Below are 13,156 nucleotides of genomic sequence, written 5' to 3' on the forward strand. Positions count from 1 at the left end.
TGGATGGCTGCACGTCTTTCGATAGCCCCGCATGACACCCTCGATTCGCCGCAAACTCGAAGCCCTCGCCGAACGCCATGAAGAGGTGGGCATCCTGCTGTCGCAGCCCGACGTCATGGCCGACAACACGCGCTTTCGCGAACTGTCGCGCGAATATGCCCAGCTGGAACCGGTGGCCGCCTCGCTTGCCGCGCACGATGCGGCCGAGAAAGAACTGGCCCAGACCCGCGGCATGCTCGATGACCCTGATTTCCGTGACATGGCCGTCGAGGACATCGGCCGGCTGGAAACCCACCTGGTGGAACTCGATGCCCAGCTGCAGGTGCTGTTGCTGCCGAAGGATCCGCGCGACGAGGGCAACCTGTTCCTGGAAGTTCGCGCGGGCACCGGCGGCGACGAGGCGGCGATCTTCGCCGGCGACCTCTTCCGCATGTACACCCGCTATGCCGAGCGCCAGCGCTGGACGGTGGAGATCCTCTCCGCCAGCGAAGGCGAGCACGGCGGTTTCAAGGAAGTGGTAGCCCGGGTGGAAGGCCGCGGGGCCTATTCACGGCTGAAGTTCGAATCGGGCACGCACCGCGTGCAACGCGTTCCGGAGACCGAATCGCAAGGTCGCATCCATACGTCGGCGGCGACCGTAGCGATCCTTCCCGAGATCGACGAGATCAACGACATCGAGATCCGCGATGGGGACCTGAAAGTCGATACCTTCCGTGCCTCTGGCGCGGGTGGCCAGCACGTGAACAAGACGGACTCGGCCATCCGCATCACCCATTTGCCCACCGGCACCGTGGTCGAATGCCAGGATGAGCGCAGCCAGCACAAGAACCGTGCCCGCGCCATGAGCCTGCTCAAGGCGCGCCTGCTGGACGAGGAACGCAGCAAGCAGAGCGCCGCCCAAGCTGAGTCACGCCGGCTGCAGGTGGGTAGCGGTGACCGCAGCCAGCGCATCCGCACCTACAACTATCCGCAGGGCCGCATCACCGACCACCGCATCAACCTCACCATCTACCGCCTGCCCGAAACGCTCGCCGGCGACATGGATGAACTGGTCGATACGCTCACCCGCGAACACCAGGCGGATGAATTGCAGTCGCTGACGGCAGCCTAAGGGCTGGCGGGAATCAGCTTCGCCAGCTTTGCCTTGTCCACGCCGCCGACGATCGGCGCCGCAAGCGTGCCGTCAGGTTTGATCAGGTAAGTGGTGGGCAAGCCCTTGGGCGGATCGAAATCCTTCGGCGGGTCGATCACATCGACCTGGGCGATCGGATAGGACACCGGGTGCTTCTGCACGAACGCTGCCACTTCCGCCTTGTCGGTGTCCTCGAAGGCCAGGCCAATCGCCTCGACATTCTTGTGGGTCTTCACGAAATCGGAAATCTCGGGCATTTCCTTGATGCACGGGGCGCACCAGGTAGCCCAGTAATTCACGATCACCCACTTGCCACGGTGCTGGGCGAGATCAAATGGCTTGCCGTCGAGGGTCTTCACCTGCAGGGTGGGTTTTTCCGGCATGGCCGCAAGGGCAGGGGCGGCGGCCGCAAGCAGGGCAATTCCTGCGGCAAGGTACGGCAACTTCATGAAGCTTTCTCCGTGGGGACGGTGGATTCGGGTATCGGATGGATGTCGGGTGCCGGATACACGGTATCAAGGCGCGCGCCCAGGGTGGCGTCCAGCGCCTCGGCCAGGGCGTCGAGCATGGCCAGCAGCCGTGGCGGCAGGTCGATACGCAGCGCGGCGGCCTGTTCGCGCGGCCGCAGCGGCAAGCGGTAGTGCGTGCAGCGATACACGCGCAACAGTTCGGTACTGTCCAGGCTCCGGGTGAGCATCCAGCCGCCGCCCTCACCACGCTGGACCATGTCGGCGCGGGCAAGGTCGTCGAAATACCGGATGACCGCGTGCGTTTGCAGGTAGGGCTCGGCATCGCGCACGGCGGCCGGGTCGATGCTTTCACCGCAGCGCTGCGCTTCGATGAAGTGCCGCAGCACCACCAGCAGTCCAAGGAATTCCGCACCCTCCGGCAGCATCGACGATGGCGCGTGGTACTCGAACGCCGAGATTGACGCCGCGATCGATGCGCCGAGGATCACGATGATCCAGGACAGGTAAATCCATAGGAGGAAGATCGGTATCGCCGCCAGCGTGCCGTAGATCTCGTCATAAGTGTGCGCGTTGCGCACGAACACGGTGAACCCCCAGCGGGCGACCTCGAAACACACCGCGCCGATCAAGGCACCAATGGCGGTGTGCCGGAAGCGCACGCGGCGATTGGGGATCATCGTGTACATCAGCCAGAGCGTGAGCCCCGTGATGAAAAACGGCAGCGTGCGGAACAGCAGCTGGCTCAGGCCCAGGGTCTGCGCGGCCTCCGACACCAGCGGCAGCGCCGACATATAGGACGAGACGATAAGGCCGCCCACCACCAGGATCGGGCCGAGCGTGAGCGCCGCCCAATACAGCAGCAGGCGGGCACCCCATCCGCGCGCCTTGTGCACGCGCCAGATGCGGTTGAGCCGGTCCTCGATGCTGATCATCATGGTCACGGCGCTGAACAGCATCACCAGCACGCTGATGCCGGTGAGCTGGCTCGCCTTGTCGGCGAAGGCCAGCATGTATTCCTGCACCTTGAACCCGGCTTCGGGCACGAAATTATGGAAGACGAAATCGCTGATGGCCTGGCGCCAGGGTGCGAATACCGGGAAGGCCGACAGGATGGCGAACACGGCGACGGTAAGCGGCACCAGCGACACCAGCGTGGTGTACGACAGGGCGCCGGCCGTCTCGAAGCACTTGTCATCGACGAAGCGCAACCAGGTGAACCGGGCGAAGCTGAATATGCGGTCGCGGTTGTAGCGCGGGAGCATCCGTTATTCCATCGGGCACGCAATGCCGCGCCCATGACAACCTGGGCGCTACATCTGCCAGACTACCGCAGTTTGCATCATGTATCGCCTGTCCCAAGGTCCGCCCATGCCCGCTGACATCCTTGTCCTCTACTACAGCCGAAATGGCCATACCGCCCAGCTGGCACGCCTGGTGGCGCGTGGCGTGGAGGAAATCCCGGGGATGCAGGCGCGCCTGCGCCAGGTACCGCCGGTGGCACCGGTCACCGCGCTTGCCCAGCCGCCGGAGCCGGAGGAAGGCGCACCTTACGTATCACTGGACGACCTTGCCCAATGCGCTGGCCTGGCCATGGGCAGCCCCACCCGCTTCGGCAACATGGCAGCTCCCCTGAAGCACTTCATCGACTCCACCGGTGCGCACTGGGCCTCCGGAGCCCTGGCCGGCAAACCGGCGGCCGTGTTCACCTCCACCAGCACCATGCATGGCGGCCAGGAGTCGACCTTGCTGTCGATGGCGCTACCGCTCCTGCACCACGGCATGCTGCTGGTCGGACTGCCGTATACGGAGCCCGCCCTCACCAGTACGGCCTCTGGCGGTACGCCTTACGGCGCCAGCCATGTCTCCGGTGCCGGTGGCGACAACACCATCACCGAGCATGAACGTGAATTGGCCCGCGCCCTGGGCCGGCGCCTGGCCGACGTGGCGCGACGCCTGGCCGGAACGCCATGAGCACGCCCCGCGAACAGGTGACGGGCCTGGTGGCATGGGCGGCGCTGGTGCTGCTGCAGCTGGCGTGGCACGGCGTCATGTTTCCCCCGAGCCAGGTGTCGCTATGGCTGGTGTTGGGAATCACGCTCGTACCCCTGCTGCTGCCGGTGTTCTCGTTACCGGATAAACGCCGTGCCTTGCTGTGGGTGGGCATCCTCAGCCTGTTCTACTTCTGCCATGGCATCGCCGAAGCGTGGTCGTCACCTGCCGAACGCGTGCCGGCCTTGCTGGAAATCGGCCTGACACTGCTCCTGATCGGCACGCTTGGCGCAGGCGTGCGCCGGCCGAAAACACCCACGCCGGGATAACGGGCGGTGCCTATACTGGACTCCATCGTCAATGGGAGTCTGTACGCATGACGTTTCGCCAGGATGCGCCCACCCTGCCCGATCCGTTGCTGGACGATCCGAACCTGCAGCGGTTGCTGCGCCGGCTGCCGGCGCGCTTTCGCGACGCCATGCTGCCGGACCTGCGGGCATTGGCCACGCATGCCATGCAGGCTTATTCCACGGCACGGGAGTCGTCGCGCTCCGAACCGATATTGACCGCGTTCGATGCCTGGGGCTCACGCGTGGACCGTATCGAACTGACCCCGGCCTGGAAGGCAGGTCCCGATATCACCACGCGCTACGGCGTGCTTGCCGCCGGCCATGAAGCCGATGCACTGGCACGCGTTGGACAGTTCGCACGCGTCTACCTGTACCACGTGGCCAGCGAGTTCTATACGTGCCCCCTGGCGATGACCGATGGCGCGGCCACGGCCTTGAAGGCCTCGGGCAACCAGGCACTGATCGACCGCGCCGTGGGTCACTTCCTGAGCCGCGACGCCGGCAGCCTCTGGCTTTCAGGACAATGGATGACCGAAACCCCGGGCGGTTCGGATGTGGGCCGCACCGAAACGGTGGCACGGCAAGGCAGCGATGGTGAGTGGCGGCTCCATGGGCGCAAATGGTTCAGCTCAGCGGTGGTCGGTGAGGCCGCGCTGGCGCTGGCACGACCCGAGGGCGCCGCCGCCGGGACATCCGCCCTCGCCCTGTTCTACGTCGAGACCCGCGATGCCGAAGGCCGCTGGCAGGGGCTTACCATCAACCGCCTGAAGGACAAGCTCGGCACGCGCGAACTGCCGACCGCCGAGGTGGAACTGGACGGCATACCTGCCCACCCGGTGGGCGGCCTCGACCACGGCGTGAAGCTGGTGGCGCCGATGCTCAATGTCACGCGCACCTGGAACGCCATCTGCGCGGTGGCGACCATCGCGCGCGCCAATGCACTGGCGCTGGACTACGCACGGCGTCGCGAGGCGTTCGGACGGCCGCTGATCGAGCAACCCCTGCACGCGCGCACGCTGGCGACCATGCAGTCCGAGGGCGCGGCGGCATTCGCACTCGCCTTCCTGATAGCCGAACTGCTGGGCAAGGTAGAGCACCAGGAGGCATCCGCCCAGGAACGCGTGCTGCTGCGGGTACTGACGCCCGCGGCCAAGGCATGGACCGGCAAGCTTGCCGTACGCGTGGCCTCCGAAGCACTGGAGTGTTTTGGCGGTGCGGGTTACATCGAGGATACGGGGCTGCCACAGCTGCTTCGTGATGCGCAGGTTTATCCCATCTGGGAAGGCACGACCAACGTCCTGGCGCTGGATCTCATGCGCGCACTGCGCGGCGTGGACGCAGGGGAACTTGCCGAAACACTGGCCGCCCTTTGCCAAGGTGCCGGGGCGAGAGCCAGCTCGCCCGTGCACGAGGCCGTGCTGTCGATGGCGGCCATGCTGGAGGCGGGATCCGAAGCCGCGGCTCGCGCTGCAATTTTCACCCTTGGACAGGCCGCAGCCGCCGCGGCCCTGGCCAGTCAACTGGACGCCGACGACGACCACGGAAATGCGGCGCTGACCCGATTCCTTGGCCTGGGGCTGGTGCACGATCCGGTGGGAGAGTCCGCCGAAGATGCAGCCCTGCTGCACCCTTGAGTTGCCGGTGCCCCCTATGCGGCACCGGACCTTCAGCGAGCACATCCGGCACGGGCTAAACTTGTGCCCTTGGCCAGGAAACCACGCCCATGCAGCATCTCACCATCGTCACCACCGGCGGCACCATCGACAAGATCTATTTCGACGACAAGTCGGACTATCAGATCGGTGCCCCGCAGATCGGCGAGATCCTTACCCAACTGGGCGTGGGTTTTCGCTTTGAGGTCATCCCCATCCTGCGCAAGGACAGCCTGCACGTCACCGATGAAGATCGCGCGCTTATGCGCAGCACCATCGAGGCACAACCGCACCGCCACGTGCTGGTGACGCATGGCACCGACACCATGGTCGAGACGGCCGCCCAGCTTGCCGGCATTCCGGACAAGGTGATCGTTCTTACCGGCGCCCTGAACCCGGCCCGGTTCCAGGGGTCCGATGCCGTGTTCAACGTGGGCTGCGCGGTGGGCGCGGTGCAGACACTCGCCGATGGCGTGTACATCGCCATGAACGGACGCATCTGGGACCCGGCCAAGGTTCGCAAGAATCGCGACGCCAATCGGTTCGAGTCGAACGCCTGAGCATTGAAATCCCGCCGGCATCACGCCGGCGGGATTTCACCGATCGACCCTACGGCGTCCAGGACGCCTTGATGCTGACGCCTGAGTAAGCGGCATAGCCGCGAATCTTGACGTAGTAAGTCCCGGCCTTGGGCGCCGCCACGGTGCACGTCTCGGCATTGCCCGTCTTGTACGGACGGCAATCGTAGGTCGTGGTGGTGGGCGCCGCTCCGAAACGGGTGTACAGGTCGGCATCACCCGTGCCACCGGACATGGCGATGGTGAGATTCCTGGCGCCGGCCGCGATAACCACGGTGTATGTCGTTTCGCTTCCCTTGGCACCGGACAGGCCCGTCTTGGCTACGCCATTGGACAGCGCCGTACCGCCACCGCCACCGCCACCACTACCGCAGGTCACGCCCACACCCTGGAAGGCAGTGGCTACGTTGGCCGCGGAAAAGCCAAGATCCGTCGCGGCACTGGCCACGCCGCATGCGCCGTTGTTGAAGGTCTCGTTCGCACCCCAGTAAAGCGCGTTGGCGCGCGCGAACACCTTGAAGGCCTTCTGGGTATCCCAGCCGCTGGTCTTTGCCAGCAGGCAGAACGCCTTGTTGTAGACGCCACTGGAATAGTGAACGTCAAGGCTGGAGGTGTAGTCAGCGGCGTTGTCGATGGAGCCACCATCCTGCGGCGGGTTGCACATGTAGCGCAGGGCATTGCCGATGCCTGCGCTGGTCTTGACGATGTCGGCGCCGACCAGGAAGTCGTTGCTTCCACGGTCGAAGTATTCCGTCGCCTCACCGGCGATATCCGAGTACGCCTCGTTCATGCCACCGGATTGACCGGTATAGGCGAGGTTGGAATGCTGCTCGGTATAACCATGGCTGATCTCATGGCCGGTAACGTCGATCGCCACCAGCGGGTAGAACGTGCTGGCGCCATCGCCGAAGCTCATCTGGGTGCCGTCCCAGAATGCGTTTTCGTAGCTGTTGCCGTAGTGCACCTTCATCAGCAGCACCTGGTTCAGCGGCGCGGCGCCGGTGTAGGCGACGTACATGTCATGTACGACTCCACCAAAATGGTGGGCATCGTTGATCGGCGAGTACGCACCATTGATGGCATCGCCCTGGCTGGTCGGGCAGGTAAAGCTCCACAGCGTGCCGCCGCTGGTCTTGTGATTGAGGTTATAGGTCTTGACGTTGGCGTTCTGCGCCGTGCACGTGCTGCCCGACTGCGTCACGCGCAACGCGGGATAGTCCGTGCCGTAGGTGTATTGGCCTGTCTTGGCATTGCCGCCCGGACCGGTGGCATCGACCTCGGCATTGGCAAGGCCCTCCCACTGCGCGATCACCTCCCCGGTATTGGCATCGATGATGGCCGTGGGCCGTGATGGACGATCGCCGTTGAGCACGTACGAAGTGAGGTACACCAGGCGCGCGGGCGCGTTGTCCTGGGGATAGACATAGAGGTCGGCGCGAGTGTTCTCGGGCTTCGCCCCCAGCGCTACGAGCGAGGCATTTCGTCGCTGCAACACAGCCAGTGCGGCCGCCTGGTCGAGCTTCGGCGTCACCGACGCAAGCTCCACGGTCAGGCTGGTCGCGACCACGCCCGTCGCCCGCAGCGCATTGCCACGGTCGTCCTGCTCGACGGCGACGGTTTTCCCATACACGGGTACCCCCATGTAGGTCTGTTGCATGCGCACCGTGCGCGTGCCATGCGCAGTAGGCGACGAGTTTTTCTCGACCAGGCCCGACCGGTTGTCCAGGCCCAGCTGGCCGGCGAGGCTTGCCACGGGTGTTGCATTCAAGCTTTGGGCGACCATCTTCTGCTCGGTCGCGGCATGCACTTGCGATGCGGCGGCCAGTGCCAGCGCAACGACCAGTGCATTCGAACGAAATGAACTTGCCATGTGTTTCCTCCCAAGGTAGCGCGCGCACTCGCCTGTTGCGACCGCGACGGCCACATCTCGACATGCCGCATGAAGCGGCTCCGGTGGTTTTTTTATGACCTCCGAGAGGATCAACGACGCTGCCCGGCCCCTCTCCTTCCGGGATAGCGCGGATCCTTCAAGTTGCGTCACCGGCCTCCACCGGCGCCACGGAGTGTCGCGCAGGCTCCCCGCCTGTCGACGCAATTGAAACTAGCAGGTTGACCAAGGTGTACTGTGAGGCAGTTCTCATGTTCGCAAGCTCTTGCTTATTCGGCAATTCCTTGCGAAATCGTTTTCATGGTGCAGCCAAGCAGTTGTATTGAAGCATGTTTGCTCCATTGCCACGAGGCAAACCGAAGCGAAAGAAAAAGCGGACACGCGGCATGCGCGTGCCCGCTTACAAGGGAAAACTAGTTGCAACGCACGCCGACCGCGTCGAATGCGTCAACGACATCATCGACGGAAGAGCCAAGGTCGTTGGCCGCGGCCACTACGCCGCACGCGCCCTGGTTGAACGTGCTATTGGCCGTCCAGTACAGCTTGTTGGCCCGGGCGAAAGCCTCGAAAGCGGAAAGCGCGTTCCATCCTTCGGTTTTGGCCAGCGTGCAGAACGCCTTGTTGTATACGCCGCTGGAAAAATGGTTTTCCATGGGTTTGAAATCGCGCTGATGATCGATGGATCGACCATCGCGCCTGGGTTCGCACATGTATCGCAAGGCAGGCGTGGTCTTGGTGATCTCGGCGCCCACGAGGAAATCATTCGAACCATTGGCGTAAAACTTCGCCGCCTCGCCGGCCATGTCGGAGAATGCCTCGTTCATGCCGCCGGAATGATTGCTGTTGTAGATAAGATTCGAGTTATCCGTTGTATAGCCATGACTTACCTCATGGGCGATCACGTCCAGGGCGACCAGGGGATAGAACACGGTGTTGCCGTCACCAAACTGCATGGTGCGGCTGGCGGGATTCCAGGATGCGTTGTCGTAGTTCCGCGCATAGTGGACCTGCGCAATGAGCGGCGTGGATATCGGCGGCTGTCCGGTGAGTTCGCGATACATGGCGAACACCGCCGAACCGTAGTGGTGGGCGTCATTGAGAGGGCCATAGCCGCCGTTGATGCCATCGCCGATGTTGGTCGGGCAGACGAACGACCATGGCGTGCGGTTGCCGGTATTGGTGGTCTGCCGAAGGTTGACCGTGATGACGCTTTCGTTCTGCAGCGCGCAGGTGCCGTTGTTCGAGGTCACCCGCAGCAGGGGTTTGTCCACGCCATAAGTCACGGTGCCGATCTTGGCGTTGCCGCCCGGGCCGTTAGCCACGTCACTGGCGTGCATCAGTTCGTCCCAGCGCTCAAGCACCGTGCCATCGCTGGCATCGACGATTCCGGCCGGCACCGAGGGATGCTCGCCACCGATACCCACCGATACCCGCCATGCCAGCCGCGCGATGTTGTCCTGGCCGACGTGATAAAAAAGGTCACTGGCGCCCTCGGTGATTTCCGCGCCGCCCGCCAATGACATCCCGCCCAGTAGCATGCCGCGCGCAGCCGCGGCATCAAGCTGCGGCCGCGGCGAGGCAAGCGCTGCCACATCGCGGGTGAAGGTCCCCGTGGCACTGACGATGATTTCATCGCCGTTCGCCACTTCGACCGTGGCGATGCTTCCCAGGATCGGCACGCCGTTCTTCAGCTGCTGCAGTTTGACTGTGCGGGTGCCATGAACCGTGGCCGCCGAAGCCTCGACCCGCCAGTCGGTCCCCAGGTCTGCATCGATGATCCGTGACATGCCGGCCAACTGACTGCCCTGTAGCGAGTCGCCGTCGATGCGTTGGGACTGGGCAGCGTGCAACATGGACGCCGGCAGCGCCAGAGCGATGGCGCACGCACAAAGGGAAAGGCGGCCAAGGGGGCCGCGCGGATAGTTCACATGCATGGGAAGGCTCCAGGTAACGGCGCCACGTCGGCGCCTGCGGGCGACGTTGCCCGCCTGGAAACTCTGGACTTCCGCTACGGGCCGATGCAGCCGTGCACAGCCCTTTGCCGCCGTCGGGAATGACGTCGTCCGGCGTACACGTACAGGAAATACCGGGTAAGCCTAAGCCCCGAGGTTGTCAAAGCATGCCGGTTTCGAGCTTGGCCGCATCCGACATCATCGAATGATTCCACGGCGGATCGAAGACGAGGTCGACATCCGCCTCACTGACCGTGGGGATCAGTTCAAGCTTGGTGCGTACGTCATCGACCAGGATGTCGCCCATGCCGCAACCGGGCGCGGTCAGGGTCATCTTCACGTACACCTTGCGCTCGCCGGCATCGGTGCGCTCGAGAGTGGCGTCGTAGACCAGGCCAAGCTCCACCACGTTGATGGGGATTTCCGGATCGAAGCAGGTGCGAAGCTGTTGCCACACGAGTTTTTCGACGTCTTCATCGCCGGCATCGGCCGGAAGCTCGATGGCTGGGGGTGCGTCCTTGCCCAGGGCGTCGGCGTCCTGGCCCGCGATGCGGAATAAATTGCCCTCGACATACACCGTGAAGCTGCCGCCGAGGGCCTGGGTGATGTACCCGATCTGGCCGGCGGGCAGGGTCACCTGCTCACCCTGGGGAACCATCACCGCCACGCAATCGCGCTCGAGGGTGAAAGGCTCGCTGCTAAGACTGAAACCGCTCATGGAATTCTCGAAAGCCACCAGACCAGCGACGGCAAAGTCGCCCATTATGACGCTACTCACCTGAAAATCGGGCCGCAAGGCACCGATCTCAACCCGGCCCGGTATCATGTCCGTTTGCCGCCAAGCATAAGGATATCGCCCCATGCCGACCCCTTCCCGCTGGATCGTGCCGGCGTGAGTCGCCTGTTCTACGGAATGCTCTGCTGCGTATTGTTCGCCCTGGCGGGCGGCGCGGCGCTATCGGTGCTTGCCATGTTCGCCCAGCCCCTGGGCCGGCTGCTGGGCCTTCCCGCGGGCTTCGCGGCGCATCCGCTGGCATGGCTTGTCCTGCCCGCGGGATGGCTCCTGGGCACAGGCTTGCGGCATTGGGTGCAATTGGGTGCCGTTACCCGCGCGGCACTTGGCGCAGCGTCCCTGGTGATCGCTGCCCTCTATGCCAACTGCCTGGTGACCTGGGGAAGGATCGCCAGCGCCTTCGGCATCGGTTTCGTCCAGGCCATGCGCGATGCGGGCCTTGCCAATACCGTGGGCATGGCAAGGCTTGGCCTGACTGCCGGCGACCACCTGCTCTACGCGCTGGCGCTCGCCCTGGCCGCCTGGGCCGCTGGCCGCGCCCGGCGGCCGGTGGTCAGTCGTCCAGCGCCTTGATACCGGCCACCAGCTGGCCGGCCACGGCCTGGCCGTCGCCATAGAGCATGCGGGCGTTGTCGGCATAGAACAGCGCGTTCTCGATCCCGGCGAAACCCGTGCCCTGCCCGCGCTTGACCACGATCACCTGCCGGCACTGCGCCACGTCCAGGATCGGCATGCCGTAGATCGGCGAGGTGGGATCGGTCTTTGCCAGGGGATTGACCACGTCGTTGGCGCCGATCACCACGGCGACATCGGTGGTGGGTAGTTCCGGATTCACATCGTCCATGTCCACGATAAGGTCATACGGAACGCCGGCTTCCGCCAACAGCACATTCATATGCCCGGGCATGCGTCCGGCCACCGGATGGATGGCAAAACGTACCTTTACCCCCCGGGCGATCAGCAGCTGCGAGAACTCCCATACCTTGTGCTGGGCCTGGGCCACCGCCATGCCGTAACCGGGCACGATCACCACGCGCTCGGCGTAAGCGAGCATTACCGCCGCGTCCGCGGCATCGATCGGTTTCTGCGCACCGGCAAGCGCCGTGGCGGGGCCCGACGCTGCACCGAAGCTACCGAATAGCACGTTACCCAACGAGCGGTTCATCGCCCGCGCCATCAACTGCGTCAACAGCGTACCGGCCGCGCCCACCACGGTGCCTGCGATCACCATCGCCTCATTCCCCAGCACGTAGCCCTCGAAGGCCACCGCCAGGCCCGTGAGCGCGTTGTACAGCGAGATCACCACCGGCATGTCGGCGCCGCCGATCGGCAGCGTCATCATCACGCCCAGGATAAGGGCAAGGGCAAAGAACGCGCACACCAGCGGCATGGTCGGGCCGGAGATGGTCATGAAGCCCGCCAGCGCCAGTGCCGCCAGCAGCACCAGCGCATTGACCGTGCGCTGGCCAGGGAACACGTAGCGACGGTCGATCCATCCCTGCAGCTTGCCGAAGGCGATCAGCGAACCTGAAAAACTCACCGCGCCGATCAGGCCGCCCAACAGGGCCAGCACCAGCTGCGGCATCGATGGCGGCGTGTAATTGGCCGCTACAAACGTGCCGCCGCCCATCAGTTCCACCACATGGCCGCTCACGGCGAGCAGTTCCGCCGCGCCGATCGCCGCGGCAGCGCCGCCGCCCATGCCGTTGTACAGGGCCACCATCTGCGGCATCGCGGTCATCGCCACGCGGCGCCCCGACCACCAGGCGCCCAGGGTGCCCAGCACCACGGCCACCACCATCAGCCAGCGGTTGGCGAGGTCCGGCAGGCAGAAGGTGGCAAGCACCGCCAGCACCATGCCCACGCCGGCCCAGCCGATGCCCCCGCGAGCGGTGCGCGGGGAACTCATGCGTTTGAGACCAAGGATGAAAAGGAGCGCGGCGAGAAAATAGCAGGCCTTGATGGCCATCCCGAGCCAGGCCATCAGTGCTTGCCCCCGCCGGCCGGGGTACTGGACTTGAACATCTCCAGCATGCGCGCCGTGGCCACGTAGCCACCGGCGGCGTTGCCGGCGCCCAGCAGCACGCCGATGAAGCCGATGGCCGTTTCCAGCGGCGTGGTGGCATGCCCCAGGGCGATCATGGCGCCCACCAGCACGATGCCGTGGATGAAATTGGAGCCGGACATCAGGGGGGTGTGGAGGATCACCGGGACCCTGCCGATGATTTCATACCCGGTAAAAGCCGCCAGCATGAACACGTAAAGCGCCACGAAACCGTCCATCGATCCCCATCCGCAGTGGCTCAAGTCCCACCCATCATACGGACTTCCCTGTCAACGCTTACACTGGGT

Annotated in this window: 13 protein-coding genes; 6 read left to right on the forward strand and 7 right to left on the reverse strand. The window is 64.6% G+C overall.

The features are described 5' to 3' along the window. Positions 1 to 31: 31 nt before the first annotated feature. Positions 32 to 1,111 (forward strand): peptide chain release factor 1, encoded by a 1,080-nt coding sequence (gene prfA / locus NDK18_RS05210; protein ID WP_250625376.1) that lies wholly within the window; start codon positions 32 to 34, stop codon positions 1,109 to 1,111. Here the strand turns inward: prfA and NDK18_RS05215 are convergent. Together NDK18_RS05215 and NDK18_RS05220 are read right to left on the reverse strand one after the other, a co-directional pair. Next, positions 1,108 to 1,581: a TlpA family protein disulfide reductase gene (locus tag NDK18_RS05215; protein WP_250627250.1), complete on the reverse strand. Its 474-nt coding sequence runs from the start codon at positions 1,579 to 1,581 to the stop codon at positions 1,108 to 1,110. The genes prfA and NDK18_RS05215 overlap by 4 nt on opposite strands. Beyond that, complete coding sequence (locus NDK18_RS05220) at positions 1,578 to 2,864, reverse strand: YihY family inner membrane protein (RefSeq protein ID WP_250625373.1); 1,287 nt, start codon at positions 2,862 to 2,864, stop codon at positions 1,578 to 1,580. Before NDK18_RS05220 ends, NDK18_RS05215 begins: the two co-directional genes overlap by 4 nt. Before the next feature lie 106 nt (positions 2,865 to 2,970). Here NDK18_RS05220 and wrbA point away from each other — a divergent pair, with 106 nt between their 5' ends. From wrbA to NDK18_RS05240, 4 genes are all read left to right on the forward strand, one after another. Further along, on the forward strand, positions 2,971 to 3,573 hold the full coding sequence (wrbA, locus tag NDK18_RS05225) for an NAD(P)H:quinone oxidoreductase (protein ID WP_250625372.1): 603 nt from the start codon (positions 2,971 to 2,973) through the stop codon (positions 3,571 to 3,573). Beyond that, positions 3,570 to 3,920, forward strand: a complete 351-nt coding sequence (locus NDK18_RS05230) for a DUF2069 domain-containing protein (RefSeq protein ID WP_250625371.1) — start codon at positions 3,570 to 3,572, stop codon at positions 3,918 to 3,920. Before wrbA ends, NDK18_RS05230 begins: the two co-directional genes overlap by 4 nt. Positions 3,921 to 3,967: 47 nt before the next feature. Then, complete coding sequence (locus NDK18_RS05235) at positions 3,968 to 5,575, forward strand: acyl-CoA dehydrogenase family protein (RefSeq protein WP_250627251.1); 1,608 nt, start codon at positions 3,968 to 3,970, stop codon at positions 5,573 to 5,575. Between the two features lie 89 nt (positions 5,576 to 5,664). Then, a complete protein-coding gene (locus NDK18_RS05240) occupies positions 5,665 to 6,153 on the forward strand; it encodes an asparaginase domain-containing protein (protein WP_250625369.1) in 489 nt (162 codons plus the stop codon). A 49-nt stretch (positions 6,154 to 6,202) separates the two neighbouring features. Here the strand turns inward: NDK18_RS05240 and NDK18_RS05245 are convergent, their stop codons facing one another. The 3 genes from NDK18_RS05245 to sufT form a co-directional block, all read right to left on the reverse strand. After that, positions 6,203 to 8,041, reverse strand: a complete 1,839-nt coding sequence (locus NDK18_RS05245; RefSeq protein WP_250627252.1) for a M4 family metallopeptidase — start codon at positions 8,039 to 8,041, stop codon at positions 6,203 to 6,205. Positions 8,042 to 8,472: 431 nt separating this feature from the next. Beyond that, positions 8,473 to 9,993, reverse strand: a complete 1,521-nt coding sequence (locus NDK18_RS05250; protein WP_250627253.1) for a M4 family metallopeptidase — start codon at positions 9,991 to 9,993, stop codon at positions 8,473 to 8,475. A gap of 178 nt (positions 9,994 to 10,171) precedes the next feature. Continuing rightward, entirely contained in the window at positions 10,172 to 10,729 is a 558-nt protein-coding gene (gene sufT, locus NDK18_RS05255) for a putative Fe-S cluster assembly protein SufT (protein ID WP_250627654.1), read from the reverse strand. A 174-nt stretch (positions 10,730 to 10,903) separates the two neighbouring features. Between sufT and NDK18_RS05260 the strand changes: the two genes are divergently transcribed. After that, entirely contained in the window at positions 10,904 to 11,377 is a 474-nt protein-coding gene (locus tag NDK18_RS05260) for a hypothetical protein (protein ID WP_250627254.1), read from the forward strand. Here NDK18_RS05260 and NDK18_RS05265 read toward each other — a convergent pair. Next, entirely contained in the window at positions 11,358 to 12,788 is a 1,431-nt protein-coding gene (locus tag NDK18_RS05265) for an NAD(P)(+) transhydrogenase (Re/Si-specific) subunit beta (RefSeq protein ID WP_250627255.1), read from the reverse strand. The genes NDK18_RS05260 and NDK18_RS05265 overlap by 20 nt on opposite strands. Then, positions 12,788 to 13,087 carry an NAD(P) transhydrogenase subunit alpha part 2 gene (locus NDK18_RS05270; RefSeq protein WP_250625361.1) on the reverse strand — a complete coding sequence of 100 codons (300 nt, stop codon included), beginning with the start codon at positions 13,085 to 13,087 and terminating at the stop codon, positions 12,788 to 12,790. The genes NDK18_RS05265 and NDK18_RS05270 overlap by 1 nt, the downstream gene beginning before the upstream one ends. Positions 13,088 to 13,156 lie beyond the last annotated feature (69 nt).

The organism is Pinirhizobacter soli (assembly GCF_015905305.1).
GTDB classification, from domain to species: domain Bacteria; phylum Pseudomonadota; class Gammaproteobacteria; order Xanthomonadales; family Rhodanobacteraceae; genus Pinirhizobacter; species Pinirhizobacter soli.

What these genes read in the sequence shown, in the direction of transcription:
- prfA (WP_250625376.1), top strand. Translation starts at nt 32, where the DNA reads ATGACACCCTCGATTCGCCGCAAACTCGAAGCCCTCGCCGAACGCCAT.
- NDK18_RS05215 (WP_250627250.1), bottom strand. Translation starts at nt 1,581, where the DNA reads ATGAAGTTGCCGTACCTTGCCGCAGGAATTGCCCTGCTTGCGGCCGCC.
- NDK18_RS05220 (WP_250625373.1), bottom strand. Translation starts at nt 2,864, where the DNA reads ATGCTCCCGCGCTACAACCGCGACCGCATATTCAGCTTCGCCCGGTTC.
- wrbA (WP_250625372.1), top strand. Translation starts at nt 2,971, where the DNA reads ATGCCCGCTGACATCCTTGTCCTCTACTACAGCCGAAATGGCCATACC.
- NDK18_RS05230 (WP_250625371.1), top strand. Translation starts at nt 3,570, where the DNA reads ATGAGCACGCCCCGCGAACAGGTGACGGGCCTGGTGGCATGGGCGGCG.
- NDK18_RS05235 (WP_250627251.1), top strand. Translation starts at nt 3,968, where the DNA reads ATGACGTTTCGCCAGGATGCGCCCACCCTGCCCGATCCGTTGCTGGAC.
- NDK18_RS05240 (WP_250625369.1), top strand. Translation starts at nt 5,665, where the DNA reads ATGCAGCATCTCACCATCGTCACCACCGGCGGCACCATCGACAAGATC.
- NDK18_RS05245 (WP_250627252.1), bottom strand. Translation starts at nt 8,041, where the DNA reads ATGGCAAGTTCATTTCGTTCGAATGCACTGGTCGTTGCGCTGGCACTG.
- NDK18_RS05250 (WP_250627253.1), bottom strand. Translation starts at nt 9,993, where the DNA reads ATGCATGTGAACTATCCGCGCGGCCCCCTTGGCCGCCTTTCCCTTTGT.
- sufT (WP_250627654.1), bottom strand. Translation starts at nt 10,729, where the DNA reads ATGAGCGGTTTCAGTCTTAGCAGCGAGCCTTTCACCCTCGAGCGCGAT.
- NDK18_RS05265 (WP_250627255.1), bottom strand. Translation starts at nt 12,788, where the DNA reads ATGGCCTGGCTCGGGATGGCCATCAAGGCCTGCTATTTTCTCGCCGCG.
- NDK18_RS05270 (WP_250625361.1), bottom strand. Translation starts at nt 13,087, where the DNA reads ATGGACGGTTTCGTGGCGCTTTACGTGTTCATGCTGGCGGCTTTTACC.